This is a genomic window from Rhizobium cerradonense, assembly GCF_030182455.1.
In the GTDB taxonomy this organism is placed as follows: Bacteria; Pseudomonadota; Alphaproteobacteria; order Rhizobiales; family Rhizobiaceae; genus Rhizobium.
This window is the reverse complement of record NZ_JAQJCK010000011.1, coordinates 107,734-121,168: the sequence shown is the minus strand read 5'-3', so window position 1 is coordinate 121,168 and position 13,435 is coordinate 107,734. Positions and strand designations below refer to the sequence as shown.

Sequence of the window (13,435 nt, the reverse complement as noted above, 5' to 3'; positions counted from 1 at the left end):
TTGTTGAGGCGAGGTTGCGCGCCGCTAGCTCTCTGCTTTCAGCGCATGCTTGACGCGCAGAATAGTGATCACAACAGATCCCACAACGACCGGAACAGCGACGAGCATGATCATTGGATCGAAATGGAACCCAGCGTGGTCTGCCGTTTCATACACGAACTTCAGCAAGCTCAACAAATAGTAGCTTATTGCAATGATCGAAAAGCCTTCGACCGCGCGCTGGATCTTGACCTGCGTCGCGGCGCGATCAGCCATGGCCTGGATCTGTGTCGCGTTCTGGAATTCGATCTCGACCTGAATTCGGGTTTGCAACAAGTCGAGCAAGTGCATCGCGGCCCTCGATAGTTGCTCAAGCCTCAAGGCGGTCGCTTCACAGGTACGCACCGCTGGCTTGAACCGCCGCTCCACGAAGGTACCGAAGCGTTGAAAGCCGACGACGTGCGTTTCCCGTAAAAGCGCGATCCTCTCCTCAACGATCTTGGCGTAGGCTGCGGTTGCGCCGAACCTGTTTCTGGTCTCGGCGGTGGCCGAAATGACATGGGATGAGAGAGCGGTAATCTCCTCGAGCAATTGCTTGTGCTGATGTGCGGGCGTACGAAGATTGCGATTGGTCAGTTGAACCAACTCCGTGTCATATCCGCCGAGAAGCGGGGCGAGACGACGCGCTTCCGGCAATCCGAGAAGCGCCATGGATCTGTAGGTTTCGATCTCGAAGATCCGGCGTACCATGCGCCCCAGGCGGTGTGCGTTCAGGTCCTTGTTGAACAGGATAATTCTACTTGAATTGTCCCCTCGAACACGAAAATCGGAGCAAACCTGCGCCGCGCCCCCACCGATCAATGAGGCGGCGGTATCACCGAAGCCGAAGGTTTCCAGCACCGGTCCCAGCTTGTCAGGAGGGTTCCCGAGGACAAGGATGCTGACGTGACAAACGAGCAGCGGTGAGTTCAATCCTGCGAGCTCGGCAAAATCACTTTCAAGGAGGTCAGATTCCGGCCAGCCCCCTGGCTCGCTGTCAAGTTTCCGGACGCGCGTAACCGTCACGAATTCAGTGTGCCTTTCGACTCTAACCGAAATCGTGCCATCAGCTTCGAGACTGTCGTGGAACTCCTTGATCACACCGTCTATGGGCATGAAAGCAACGTGCTCAACAATTGCCGGACCGGTGAAATAGATCGACGGTCGAGCGTGAAGCTCGGAGTTGAAGTCTGCCGTCTGCTGTTTGAAAGCAGTTGGACGAGAGATCTGTACACAAGGAGACGTCGTTGCCGACGCTGCTTCTTCCGCACCCTTCGAAATCACGTCTGTGTTCCCCATTTTCAGAAGTGCAAACACCGGCGAACCTTATGAAGCGAATGCAAGCAACTTGGAAGCCCGCCCGGATATGATAAATCTGCTGATCCGCGTTCGACCTTCTTTTGAAAGGTCACAGCAGCCTAAGAAGCTAGGAGACCCCCGCTGGTATGTCACGCCAGCTGTACTTCGGGCGATATCATAGAACGTCTCGGGGCCACTAGGCTTGAGACAAGACTGCCATGTTCAGCACGTTGTCCTTGTAGCGGTACATTGGGATAATAAGCAGCCCTAAGGGCACGTGTGGGCCGCGCCAACACGGTATCATCTGCTGCTATCACGAAGTGATGGAAACCATTGAGGCTTGCGTTGAGCGCAAGCGAAATGGCCTGGGCACAGTCCCGTCTGTCAACATAGGACCACAGGTTCCATTTCTGAACGCCGGGATTATCTTCGCAAGCTTTCATTGCATCATATTGGTGGGGCTCTTTTACCCAAGAAAACCGCGGGCCGATCATTTTGAGCGCGGGATCCCAGCGGCAGAATTCGGCTGCGACGGATTCGTCTACAAGTTTGGAAAGCGCGTAGCTACTCTCAGGCTTCGAGGTCAGCTTGTCATCGACCGGAAAATAGGCAGGTGGATCGTCAAACGGGACGCCCAGCAAGGTCTCACTGCTCGCAGAAACAATGTTCTTTATGCCCGCGATCCTTGCAGATTGGAAAACATTGTAGCTGATGGCGGTATTGGTGTGAAATATGTGCGTGCTCGCAGCGACTTTCGCGCCTACTATCGCAGCAAGATGGACGATGCCCTAAATCCCGGATTCGATATCGGCGACCGCATCAAGGACCTGGCTATAGTCCCGCATATCGACGCGGGCGAACGGGCACCTCATGTCGGATGACGGCACCTCGTCGATTCCGATGACCTCGTGCCCCTCTTCGAGAAGGCGTTCAATCGCCGCGCGCCCGATTCGTCCGCTGCTTCCAGTGACCAGAAGTTTCATGGCATTTCCCCTTTACGGGCCGCACAATGGCACGAACGAGAGTGCAGGTTACGGCACCCAGACCCGCTGGGTTCCTCCTGGTTCGTAACGCGCTCCTGTCACCTCGAGAGATTGATCAAGGTGGCCCTTTCCTCGGCGGTGAGCGGCCGGACCTCGTGGTTCTGCAAGAGCAAGAAGAGCTTCGCCGTTTCCTCCAACTCCTCAGTCGCGTACTGGGCGTCCTTTAGGGACTTGCCCGCGACGACAGGTCCATGGTTTGCCATCAACACCGCATGATGGTTCGCGGCGGCGGCTCCCACCGCCGCCGCCAGCGCTTCGTCTCCGGGAGGAAAATACGGCACGAGCGGCAGGAAACCGATACGCATGACATAGTAGGCGGTCAGGGGCGGCAGAACGTCGCGCTCGTTGACCTGCTTCAACAAGCTGACGGCAACCGAATAGGTTGAATGCAGGTGGACGACGGCTCGGCGATTGTCCTTACCGCAATACATGCACTTGTGGAGGAACGCCTCCTTGGTGGGCTTGTCACCTCCGACATGCACGCCTTCCGCCGAAAAGCAGGACAGCCGTGCTGGATCGAGCACGCCCAACGAAGCGTTGGTGGGCGTCATCAAAATTCGACCGTCCGACAGACGGACGCTGATGTTGCCGGTCGATCCTGCGGTCAGCCCGCGGTCGAAGAGCGAGCGACCGACCTCGACTATCTCGTCGCGGACCTTCGTCTCTTCAGATATGGAGCCTATCATCGTAGCCGGTCCCAAGCGTTCATGAAGAAGTCCCGTTCGCCGAAGTTGCCGGACTTCAACGCGAGCGACAGAGATCGCCCCTGGCTCTTTGCGTGTACCCACGGCACTCCGGGGGCGATTTCGTTGCCAATCGAGAGCTGGTCGACGCCGAGCGACTTCACCACCGCTCCCGACGTCTCGCCGCCGGCGACGATGAGATCGCTCACACCCTTCTCGACGAGCCTTCGCGCGATTGAGGAGAGGGCGGCCTCGACCATCTCGCCGGACTGCGCGGCGCCCAACTTGCGTTGGTTTTCCTTCACCTCGTCGGGCAGAGCCGTCGCATAGATGAGAACAGGCTTGCGGCCCAGACGGGACGAGGCCCACTCGACGGCCTCGCCGACGACATCGCCGCCGTCCGCCAGCTTTGAGAGGTCGACGCGGAAACCCTCGTGGTCTGCGAGCATCGCCTCTACCTGTCCGTTGGTTGCGACCGAGCAGCTACCGGAGACGACGGCTCTGTAGCCTTCTTCCAAGTCAGTCGTAACGGCAGCGTCGCGGCTGTTCCCGCCGGCAAGAAGAACACGAGCCAGCCCATATGCCAGGCCCGACGCACCGGTGAACAGCACGAGATCCTTGAATGCCTGGGCAATCTCGACAAGGTCCTCGTCAGCCAGGGCGTCGATGACGACAATACGCGTGCCGTCGCCGTGAATGGGGGCGGCCCATTCGGCGATGGCGGACGCCCCTTGCTTCACCGTCTCGTAATAGCATCCGGTGATTTCGGCCCGCGACTGCGGCCCGAGCACCCGCAGCAGGTTCGCGTCTGTCATCGGCGTCAACGGATGATTGCGCATGCCGGACTCGTCCAGCGGCACGTCGCCGACGAACAGGTTGCCCTTGTAAACCGTCCGGCCGTTGGCAGGGAAGGCGGGGCAGGCGATCGTTATGGATTGGCCAAGCTCCGCAAGCATCGCGTCGGCGACCGGGCCGATGTTGCCCTTCGCCGTGGAATCGAACGTCGAGCAGTACTTGAAGTAGTACTTCTGCGCGCCACAGCCACGCAGCCATCGCAGCGCGGCCAAGGACTCCTCGACCGCCATTTGCGGAGGTGTCGTTCGAGTCTTGAGGGCGACAACGATTACGTCGGCGTCAATGTCCCTGTCGTCTTCAGGAACGCCGATCAGCACCGTCGTTTTGAGGCCGGCGCGCGCGAAGATGTTCGCGACGTCGGTCGCTCCCGTGAAATCGTCGGCGACGCAGCCGACCAGCAACTTTCCGGCGGCCACCATGAATCACCTCATGATGAAGGGGTTGGCGACGTCTTCAGCGGTGGAGATCATCACGCTCTTCGTCTGCATGTAGTTCTGGATCGAGGCGATGCCATTCTCGCGACCGATGCCGGAGTGCTTGTAGCCTCCCAGCGGCGACATATAGCTGATGACGCGGTAAGTGTTGACCCAGATGGTGCCAGCCTGGATAGCGGCCGAAACCTTCAGGATACGACGCATGTCCTGGGTCCAGAAGCCCGCGGCCAGCCCGTAATTGGTGTCATTGGCAATATGCACGGCTTCCTCATCGCTGTCGAAGGGGATGACCGCCAGAACCGGGCCGAAGACCTCCTCCTGCGCGATGCGCATGTCGTTTCGGACCCCGGAGAAAATCGTAGGTTCGACGAACCAGCCCCTGGAGAGCTCGGCATTGTCCGGCCGCCCCCCACCGAGAACGCATTCGGCGCCTTCGCCTTTTGCGATGTTGATATAGCCGAGGATCTTCTCGAGTTGCGGCGGCGTCGTCACGGGGCCAACCTGCGTCGACGTCAAGAGCGGATCGCCCATTCTCGCCGTTTTTGCGAGGTTGACGATCTTCTCGAGAAACTGGTCGTGGATCTTTCGCTGCACGAGCAATCGTGAGCCCGCAATACATGTCTGTCCGGTGGCAGCGAAGATGCCGGAGATCACCCCGTTGACGGCATTGTCGATCTCCGCATCGTCGAAGACGATGTGCGGGCTCTTGCCGCCGAGTTCAAGCGTAACCTTCTTGAAGTTGCGCGCTGCAAGCTCGCCGATCTTGCGCCCGGTGCCTTCACTTCCCGTGAAAGCGATCTTGGCGACGTACTTGTGGGTCGTCAGCGTCTCGCCGACATCTGCGCCGAACCCTGTAACGACGTTGAAGACGCCCGCGGGAAAGCCAGCCTGCTCGACGAGCTTTGCGAACTCAAGGGTCGAAGCAGACGTGAACTCCGAGGGCTTTGCCACGAATGTGTTCCCTGCGGCGAGTGCCGGTGCCAGCTTGTAGGCGAGCAGCAGGAGAGGGGAGTTCCACGGCGTAATCCCGACGCAGACGCCGAGCGGCTCATTACGAGTGAAGTTGAAGGTGTCCGCCTTATCGATCGGGATGACCGCTCCTTCGATCTTGTCCGCCAGCCCGCCGAAGTAGTAGTACCACTGCGGGATGTATTTGAGCTGAAACAGCATCTCGTTGATGAGCTTGCCGTTGTCCGTAACCTCGATCGTCGCGAGATGCTCCGCATTCTCGGCGATCAGATCGCCAAGACGCCGAAGAAGGTGTCCGCGGGCGCTCGCGGTGAGCTTCGGCCACGGACCACTCGTGAAGGCGCGGTGCGCAGCCTCGACTGCTCGTTCCGCATCTTCCCTGCCGCCCTTCGGAATAGCGGCCCAGGTCTGCCCGTTGAAAGGGTTCTTCGTCTCGAACGTATCTCCGTTGGCAGCGTCTTCCCACTTGCCGTCGATGAACATCTTGTATGTCTGCATTGTCTTTCTCTCTTCTAGCATCCGAGTTGTCGGGCGAGGTCTTCGAGATCGTCGGCGACGTAATCCCAGCGCTGCTCGGCTGTGAGGTCGGTCGTCTGGCCCTCGCCGTATTCGGTGGGTCGTGCGATGAATGCGGTTTTAAGGCCAAGGCTGCGCGCGGCGGCAAGATCGTAGTTGTGGGCAGCGCACATCATGACGGCCCCGGGCTCCAGATAAAGGAGTTTGCAGACCCCGAGGTAGGTCTCAGGATCGGGCTTGTAGTGCTGGAAAAGCTCGCAGGAGAACACGTTGTCCCACGGCAAGTCGGCATGCTTTGCCATATTGACGAGAATCGCGACATTGGCGTTGGACAGAGGGCCGATGATAAACTTCGACTTCAGCCGGTGTAGCCCGCGCGATGTGTCGGGCCAGCCGTCCAGGCGATGCCAGACCTTGTTGACGTGCATCATCCGGTCGTGGTCTAGTTCGGCCAGCCCCATCTCTGCGAACACTGCCTTCAAGGCATCGAAGTGAAGTTCGTCCAGGTTCGTCCACGGCAACTCGCCGCTGCGCACCCGCGCTTTCTGGGGATTGTAATGGTCTCGCCAGCGGTCGACGAGACCGGTCCAGTCGATCTGCAGGCCCTCCGCCGCGCCCCAGGCGGTGAGATCGCGGATGATCGAACCCCGCCAGTCGACGACAGTGCCGAACGTGTCGAAGACAATCGCCTTGACGCTGCTGGTCATCTCGCGCCCTCCTTCTTGTGGGACGAAATGCGCTCGAACGTTTCCACTCGCTTTTCGGCCACCCAATCTCGAACCATCGCATCAAAGCTCGTGAAGTGCGGCGTCTTCAGGTGGAAGTCGAAATCGGCTCTTGAGCCATAGACTTCATAGATGTAGATTCGCTCGGGCCGCTCAGGATCGCGGCAGACATCGAACACTTCGCAGTTCGGTTCGTCGCGCAGCGACGTCGCCGCATTCTCGATTATCGCCGCATCGAAATTATCGGCGAACTGGTTTCGAACGACGAACTCTACGACCACGACAAAGCCTGTGGATGCCGAACTCATGCGACCTCCTTGCGGACGGCACCCAGAGCGCCGATCACGCTGCGCGTCATCTCCGCGCAATTGGCGCTTCCGCCATACTCCATTGGAACCGCGATCTTGGTCGACAAGGTGTGCTCGACCGCGGCCTCGATCAGCCCGGCGGCGTCAGCAAGCCGCTGATCCCCGTGCTTCACCGCCAGCCAGTCGAGCATCATCGCTCCCGACAGGAACATTGCGCCCGGATTGGCGACGCCCTTGCCCGCGATATCGGGAGCGGTCCCGTGTGCCGGCTGGAAGAGGCCGTGCGTATCGCCGATGTCCGCCGAAGGGGCCATACCCATGCCGCCGATCAGACCGGCCGCAAGGTCGGAAAGGATGTCGCCAAACATGTTCTCGGTCACCAGCACGTCAAGCGTCCAAGGCTTCTTCACCATGTTGAGCGCCAGCGCGTCGACATAGGCATAGTCCTTCTGCAACTCGGGGTGCTTGGCGGCGATCTCATCGAAAACCTTCCGGAAGAAAGCCATCGAACTGAAGACATTCGCCTTGTCGACGCAGGTCACCGTGCCGGCCTTGCCGCGACGTTTGCGCTGGGCGGCCAGCTGGAAAGCGAATTCGGTAACGCGCTCGGTGCCGGCCCGCGTGATCTGCATCGTGTCGTAGGCCTCTTGGTCGTTTAGCACTTCGCCACGGCCACGCGCATAAAACAGTCCTTCTGTCTGCTCGCGGACCAACACGAAGTCGATTCCTTCGGCGCGAGGATCGGACAGCACTTTCGGAAGGCCGGGAAACCACCGGATCGGACGGACACCTGCAAACAGGCCGAACTCCATGCGCAGGTCGAGCTGCGGAATGATTTCCGTCCCGTCCGGGAAGCGGATGTCGGGCCAGCCCATCGCGCCGAAGAGGATTGCGTCGGATGTCCGGCAGCCCTCGAGCGCGGCGGCGGGCAGGGCCTCGCCGGTCTCCGCGTAGTGCTGGGCACCGGCCTGATGCGTCTCGAACACGAGCGGTGGCGCGCCCGCCTGGCTGACGGCGGCGTCGATCAATTCCAGGCAGGCAGGCATGACTTCCCTGCCGATCCCGTCGCCGGGAAGGACTGCGATCTTGAGAGTGTTGTACAACGATGACATTTGAAACCTGTCCTAGAGGTGGTTGAGGCCGAGGCGCTCGAGAAGGTCGAGCAGTTCCTTGCCTGCCCGCTCGCGGTGCGCCTTGTGAATGTTTCTTGCTTTTTCGCGGTCGCCTTCGCGGATTGCTTGCACGAGTTCTGCATGTTCGCGGGTTGAGTTAACCGGCTTGGGACGCATCTTCAGCGTCACCATCCTGACGCGATGTGCGCGGTCGATGAAATTGAGGACGACCGACTTGAGCATCTGGTTGCCGCCAAGGTCGAGCAGTTGCTCATGAAATCTTGCGTCCGCCTGCGCCCAGCGCTCCAAATTATCTTGTGAAAGCGCATGGTCCATGTCGGCCGTCGCCTTTTCGAGACCCCGGAGTTGATCCTCGGAAAGCTGGCGGCTGGCGGCAAGCTCTGCAGCCGTACTCTCGAGCGACGTCAGGATTTCGTAAATTTCCTTCATGTCAGAAATAGAAATCGGCAGAACCCGCATTCCGTGCCTCGGGATCACCGAGACAAGTCCGTCCTGCTGGAGGCGCATGAGCGCCTCCCTTACGGGCGTCCGGCTCATCCCCAACTGGGACGCGACTTCCTGTTCGGTCGCCTGGTAACCGGGCGCCCACTTGTTATCCAGGATGAGCTGGCGCAACCGAAGGTGGGCTGTCGCGGTCATTGTTTTCGCGAAGGCGTCCTCTTTGATCTCTGAGACCGGTGCTGTCTGTTTCCTGGTCGGCATTTTCTTTCCCTTCAAGCTGGCTGATTTCTCAGGAGCCTACATATTTTCGCCAGCTATGTTCAGGCTGGTATCCGAGAACGCTCTTTGCTTTGTCGATCGACAGCAAGGTTTCGTTGTTCCCGATCTGCTTCTTGAACGGGACCCCCGGATACCACCTCCTGACGAGTTCCTCGTTGGAGGTGGTCATGACCCCATCGTCGTTTGCGATGATGAACACCTCGGCACCTTTGCCGCTCCACTCGAGCGAGCGACGGATCGCCTGTGCCCCGTCGCGGGCGTCGATATAGGTCCAAAGGTTGAAGCGTCTGCTGCCCGGGTTCTGCTCGAAGGCCGGGAAGTCCGCATACTCGCTCTCGTCCATAACGTTGGAGAAGCGTAGGCAAACGATCTTGAGCTCGCTGTCCCAGCGGCAATACTGCTTTGCCATCTCCTCGCCGAGATGCTTCGAGAGGGAATAGGAGGTTTCCGGGCGCGACTGATAATTCTCGTCCGCCGGCAGATAGTCAGGCTTGATCTCGTAAGGAATGCCGAGCAGGGTCTCGCTCGACGCCCACACGATGTTCTTGATGCCGAGCAAGCGGCATGACTCGAAAACATTGAACGTCGAAATGGTGTTGACCCGGAAAACATCCGCAGGAGCAACGCGCCCCGGCATCGGCACAGCGGCCAGATGGACGACGGCTTCAGTGTTGCGATTGTGGTCCCAATCAAAGCCACTGATCGCCTCGATCGTGGCGCGCATATCCTCGAAATCGACCCTGACGAAGGGGCAGAGGTTTTCTGGCGGAGCGATCGTATCCGCGTTGATGACGTCGTGGCCGCTCTCAACCAGATGCTTGATCGTGGCTCTACCCAGTTTGCCGCTGCCGCCTGTGACTAAAACTCTCATATCGTAATACCTCCGTAGAACCTTCCAGGTTAGCGGCTTCGGCCGACCGCCACAGCCAGGATGATGAGCATTCCGCGCGCGATGAGCTGCTGGCTGTAGTCGAGGCCGCCAAGAATAAGACCGTTGTTGATGACACCGATGAGCAGGGCACCGACGATGGAACCGATCACGGTGCCGCGTCCGCCGAATAGGCTGGTACCGCCGAGAACCACGGCTGCAATGACAGACAGCTCATCGCCTTCGCCAAGCTGGAAGCGTCCAGACTGCAGGCGTCCAGCATAGAGCATGCCAGCGATCGCAGCGGCCATCCCCGTCAGTAGCAGCACCTGGAACTTGATTTTCCGGACATCGACGCCGCTGTAGCGAGCTGCGACCGAGTTTCCGCCTGCCGACATGACCTTGCGGCCGAACGGTGTCTTTCGGAGCGCGATATGGGCGATCGTGCCCAGAACGGCGACCCAGACAACGAGGACAGGAACAGGGCCGATGTTACCGGAACCAAAGACGAAAATGAACGTATCGTTGATAATTGGAACAGGCGAAGTGCCGCTTACCCACATTCCGACCCCTCGCGCGATCCCCATCATGCCGAGTGTCACCAAGAACGACGGGATGTTGAGATAGGCAGTCAGGCCGCCGTTTACGGCGCCTACCAGCAGCCCGAGGGTCAAGCCCGCGAGAATGCCGGGGAATAGACCGTACTTGCTCAGCACCAGGCCAGCGACCACCGACGACAGTCCGGCTATGGCTCCGACCGAGAGGTCGATCTCGCCCGCCGAGAGTACGAACGACATTGCCATGGAAACGATGGCGACGATCGCAGTCTGCCGCAGGATGTTGAGCAGGTTGTTTGAAGATAGGAATCCGCGATCCTGCAGCAGGATCGCGAAGACGATGAAGATGACGACGAAGCCGATGTAGACGACGTAGTCGCGCCAGTTGCTGTGCCACGGCCGCATGTGGGTTGCATCCGTCTCTGTGTTCAATGTCTTGGCTTCAGTGGACATTTTGGGTTGCCTTCTGAATCGCGACCTGCAGACCGAGTTCGGTGCGGATCAGCGGAGATTGAGTTTCGTCGCCGGCAATCGTGGCCCAGCTTTCGATTTCGTCGCGCTCGATTTCGCGCGCGAGACGTCCGTTGTTCATGACCAGGATGCGGTCACTTGTTGCCAGAAGCTCGGCTGGTTCCGACGAGATGACGATGACGGACTTTCCGGAGGAGGCGACGCTCCGAATGAGTTCAACGATCTCGGCCTTTGAACCGATGTCTACGCCTGCTGTTGGTTCGTCGAGAATGACAACCGAAGGATCAATCGCTAGCCATTTGGCAATAACGATCTTCTGCTGGTTGCCGCCGGAAAGGTTCCTGACCTTATTGTCAGCGGACGGCGTCTTGATCCTCAGTTGCTTGATGAGATCGGAGGTCAGTGTTCCCTCGCGTCGACGGTCGATGAAGGGACCGCGGACGAGCTGACCGATCTGCGGCAGTCCAAGATTGTCGCCCACGCTGTGCTCGACAACCAGACCTTCCTCGTGGCGGCTCTCCGGAACAAGCACAATGCCAGCCTTGATCGCATCCGAAGGTGACTTGAACTCAACGGCAGTGTCGCCGAGTTCTACGGTTCCCGCAGTTTTCTTATCGACGCCGAAAAGAAGGCGGGCAAGCTCGCTCCGGCCAGCGCCCATGAGGCCTGCTATTCCCACAATCTCGCCCCTGTGAACGTCGAAGCTGACATCGCTGGGTTTTCCCGAAGGGCCCGAAAGGCCACGTACGCTCAGCGCGGGTTTGCCGCTGCGATCAATGGCGCGCGCCTGGTATTGGAAACCGGTGACACGCTTGCCGACCATGTGCTGCACGATCGAGTCGAGCGTGAATTCGGATGTCTTCCCGGAGGTCACGTTCTGACCGTCACGCAGAATTGTAATCTCGTCGGCGATCGTCATGATCTCGCTCATGCGATGGGAAACGTAGATCACGGCTGTTCCCGCCGCAGTGAGCTTCTTCAACATGCCGAACAGAGTGTCGGCTTCCTGTGCGCTCAGCGACGAGGTTGGTTCGTCAAGGATAAGGATCCTGGCGTCCTGGTGGATGGCCTTGGCGATCTCGGTCAGCTGGGCCTGGCCGGGGCTGAGTTCAAAAACAGGCGTCCTCGGATCAACCCTGAGGTTGAGTTGGCCGATGATCTCGGCTGCCTGTGCGATTTCCCTGCGCTCGTCGACCAAGATCGACAGGCGGCGGGGCTCCCGGTTGAGGAAAATGTTCTGGGCGACCGTGAGGGTGGGGATCAGGCTGAGGTCCTGGAAGATCATCTCAATGCCGAGCCTGCGGGAATTCTCCGGAGAGCTTGACGACATGTGTTCGCCAAAAACCTCGATGGATCCCTCCGTGGGTGTGACCACGCCCTGCAGGATCTTCAACAGCGTAGACTTGCCGGCGCCATTTTCGCCGACCAGCGCATGGATTGTCCCGGGTTGGATCGTCAGGCTGACACCGCGCAATGCGTGCACGCCGCCAAACGATTTCCTCACGTCGCGCATCCTGACGGCGGCGAGGGTTTCGGTGACTGCTTGAGTGTTCATGGTCGTTGTCCGCCGCTGGGGACGGGGAGCGGCCGGAGCCGCTCCCGCGCACCGTTAGTTCATTGCGTCGGTGAGAATCTTCGGTGCCTGGTCGCCGTTCGACTGCGGCCACGCCTCGATCAGGTTATCGCGGGTCACCGCAAGGGCCGGGAGCACGACGTAGGGAGGTGCGTCCTTTCCGAGTAGGGCGTATCCGGCAAGGATGCCCTCGGCATAACCGGCGCCGTACGGACGCTGGGATCCGGTTCCCTTGACGTAACCCTTCTTAGCCATGTCGATCGAGATGTTGACGCCAAGGTCGCAAGTGGTGATGACGAGGCTCTTGGACGCGCCCGCTGCGCGCGCCGCTGACAGGACGCCTTCTGTTGGAACGTCCCACACGGCCCAGATGCCATTGAGGTTGGGGTGGGCCGTCAGCATTGCGGAGGCGACGCGCTCGGATTCGCTTGAGAAATCAGGGCCTCCGACACCGGTCTCCTGGACGATCTTGATATCCGGATAATCCTTGATCGCTTCCTTGAAGCCGACCACGCGTTCTTTGGTGGCAAAAAGGTCGGACGCATGCGGGATGAGACCGATTTCGCCCTTGCCGTCGAGCGCCTTGGCCATGAGCAGTGCGGCGACCTTTCCCATCCCGCGGTTGTCGGAAGAGACGAGGCTCACATAGTCTTTGCCAGCCTTCATCCCGGCGCCGGTCTGGTCAAGGAAGATGATCTTAATGCCAGCGGCAGCAGCTTTCTTGTATGCTGCGGCCGTGGCTGACTGCTCGGCGGGAACGGTGATCATGACGTCAGGTTTGAGCGCCATGACGCTTTCGATGTCTGAAACTTGCTGCTCCGCGCGATATCCAGCATCAGTCGTCGCAACGATTTCGACGCCGAGCTCTTCCAGGGCCTTCTTTTGCCCGGCCATCTGGGCCTTGGCCCAGTCAGACGCCGTGTAGTGCATCACAATGGCCGCTTTGGCATGCTTCGCCTTGATCTTTTCGATCTCCTCGGCGGATAGCTTCAGGTCGCTCGCGAGGGTCGCTTTTTCGCCGTTGGGCCCGCTTGCCGGGTGACTTTCAATATCCTTGATCTGTTTATCGACATCGATCGCGAAGGCGCTCGGCGCATAGGCAGCGCTGCCGCCGAGGGCAGTGGCAAGGGCGATCATCTGTAGGGACTTGCGCATCGTCATAGGCATTTCGGTTCCTCCCTTTAAGGCCTATTGAGTTCCTCGAATTCAATAACGTATACGTTAATGCATTTGTAAAAGCTGTCAACTGAAGAAATGTCGGAA

General features: G+C 59.4%; 12 protein-coding genes and 1 pseudogene. All 13 read right to left on the bottom strand.

The window, feature by feature from the left end:
• Positions 1 to 24 precede the first annotated feature (24 nt).
• Complete coding sequence (locus PH547_RS22855) at positions 25 to 1,302, bottom strand: DUF3422 domain-containing protein (protein ID WP_004129836.1); 1,278 nt, start codon at positions 1,300 to 1,302, stop codon at positions 25 to 27.
• 164 nt (positions 1,303 to 1,466) lie between these two features.
• Positions 1,467 to 2,300 (bottom strand): annotated as a pseudogene (locus PH547_RS22850) (NAD-dependent epimerase/dehydratase family protein).
• A 98-nt stretch (positions 2,301 to 2,398) separates the two neighbouring features.
• Positions 2,399 to 3,046 carry a 3-oxo-tetronate 4-phosphate decarboxylase gene (gene otnC / locus PH547_RS22845; protein ID WP_004129830.1) on the bottom strand — a complete coding sequence of 216 codons (648 nt, stop codon included), beginning with the start codon at positions 3,044 to 3,046 and terminating at the stop codon, positions 2,399 to 2,401.
• Positions 3,043 to 4,317, bottom strand: a complete 1,275-nt coding sequence (gene otnK, locus PH547_RS22840; RefSeq protein WP_004129826.1) for a 3-oxo-tetronate kinase — start codon at positions 4,315 to 4,317, stop codon at positions 3,043 to 3,045. Before otnK ends, otnC begins: the two co-directional genes overlap by 4 nt.
• Positions 4,318 to 4,320: 3 nt before the next feature.
• The gene (locus tag PH547_RS22835) at positions 4,321 to 5,799 is read right to left on the bottom strand and encodes an aldehyde dehydrogenase (RefSeq protein ID WP_028753517.1); all 1,479 of its coding nucleotides are present in this window, start codon (positions 5,797 to 5,799) and stop codon (positions 4,321 to 4,323) included.
• Between the two features lie 14 nt (positions 5,800 to 5,813).
• Positions 5,814 to 6,524, bottom strand: a complete 711-nt coding sequence (locus PH547_RS22830) for a haloacid dehalogenase type II (protein ID WP_004129810.1) — start codon at positions 6,522 to 6,524, stop codon at positions 5,814 to 5,816.
• The gene (locus PH547_RS22825) at positions 6,521 to 6,850 is read right to left on the bottom strand and encodes a putative quinol monooxygenase (RefSeq protein WP_004129808.1); all 330 of its coding nucleotides are present in this window, start codon (positions 6,848 to 6,850) and stop codon (positions 6,521 to 6,523) included. The genes PH547_RS22830 and PH547_RS22825 overlap by 4 nt, the downstream gene beginning before the upstream one ends.
• Positions 6,847 to 7,962: an isocitrate/isopropylmalate dehydrogenase family protein gene (locus PH547_RS22820; RefSeq protein WP_004129804.1), complete on the bottom strand. Its 1,116-nt coding sequence runs from the start codon at positions 7,960 to 7,962 to the stop codon at positions 6,847 to 6,849. Before PH547_RS22820 ends, PH547_RS22825 begins: the two co-directional genes overlap by 4 nt.
• A gap of 12 nt (positions 7,963 to 7,974) precedes the next feature.
• Entirely contained in the window at positions 7,975 to 8,622 is a 648-nt protein-coding gene (locus tag PH547_RS22815) for a GntR family transcriptional regulator (protein WP_281414474.1), read from the bottom strand.
• Between the two features lie 91 nt (positions 8,623 to 8,713).
• The gene (locus tag PH547_RS22810; RefSeq protein ID WP_004129798.1) at positions 8,714 to 9,574 is read right to left on the bottom strand and encodes an NAD-dependent epimerase/dehydratase family protein; all 861 of its coding nucleotides are present in this window, start codon (positions 9,572 to 9,574) and stop codon (positions 8,714 to 8,716) included.
• 29 nt (positions 9,575 to 9,603) lie between these two features.
• Positions 9,604 to 10,581 carry an ABC transporter permease gene (locus PH547_RS22805; protein ID WP_004129795.1) on the bottom strand — a complete coding sequence of 326 codons (978 nt, stop codon included), beginning with the start codon at positions 10,579 to 10,581 and terminating at the stop codon, positions 9,604 to 9,606.
• Positions 10,571 to 12,154, bottom strand: coding sequence for a sugar ABC transporter ATP-binding protein (locus PH547_RS22800; protein ID WP_004129793.1), 1,584 nt, complete (start codon positions 12,152 to 12,154; stop codon positions 10,571 to 10,573). The genes PH547_RS22805 and PH547_RS22800 overlap by 11 nt, the downstream gene beginning before the upstream one ends.
• 54 nt (positions 12,155 to 12,208) lie before the next feature.
• Positions 12,209 to 13,339, bottom strand: a complete 1,131-nt coding sequence (locus tag PH547_RS22795) for a substrate-binding domain-containing protein (RefSeq protein WP_004129791.1) — start codon at positions 13,337 to 13,339, stop codon at positions 12,209 to 12,211.
• Positions 13,340 to 13,435: the final 96 nt, after the last annotated feature.

Coding starts and splice junctions, on each gene's coding strand:
- PH547_RS22835 (WP_028753517.1), bottom strand. CDS start 5,799: ATGCAGACATACAAGATGTTCATCGACGGCAAGTGGGAAGACGCTGCC.
- PH547_RS22830 (WP_004129810.1), bottom strand. CDS start 6,524: ATGACCAGCAGCGTCAAGGCGATTGTCTTCGACACGTTCGGCACTGTC.
- PH547_RS22825 (WP_004129808.1), bottom strand. CDS start 6,850: ATGAGTTCGGCATCCACAGGCTTTGTCGTGGTCGTAGAGTTCGTCGTT.
- PH547_RS22800 (WP_004129793.1), bottom strand. CDS start 12,154: ATGAACACTCAAGCAGTCACCGAAACCCTCGCCGCCGTCAGGATGCGC.
- PH547_RS22820 (WP_004129804.1), bottom strand. CDS start 7,962: ATGTCATCGTTGTACAACACTCTCAAGATCGCAGTCCTTCCCGGCGAC.
- PH547_RS22815 (WP_281414474.1), bottom strand. CDS start 8,622: ATGACCGCGACAGCCCACCTTCGGTTGCGCCAGCTCATCCTGGATAAC.
- PH547_RS22810 (WP_004129798.1), bottom strand. CDS start 9,574: ATGAGAGTTTTAGTCACAGGCGGCAGCGGCAAACTGGGTAGAGCCACG.
- PH547_RS22795 (WP_004129791.1), bottom strand. CDS start 13,339: ATGCCTATGACGATGCGCAAGTCCCTACAGATGATCGCCCTTGCCACT.
- PH547_RS22805 (WP_004129795.1), bottom strand. CDS start 10,581: ATGTCCACTGAAGCCAAGACATTGAACACAGAGACGGATGCAACCCAC.
- otnK (WP_004129826.1), bottom strand. CDS start 4,317: ATGGTGGCCGCCGGAAAGTTGCTGGTCGGCTGCGTCGCCGACGATTTC.
- otnC (WP_004129830.1), bottom strand. CDS start 3,046: ATGATAGGCTCCATATCTGAAGAGACGAAGGTCCGCGACGAGATAGTC.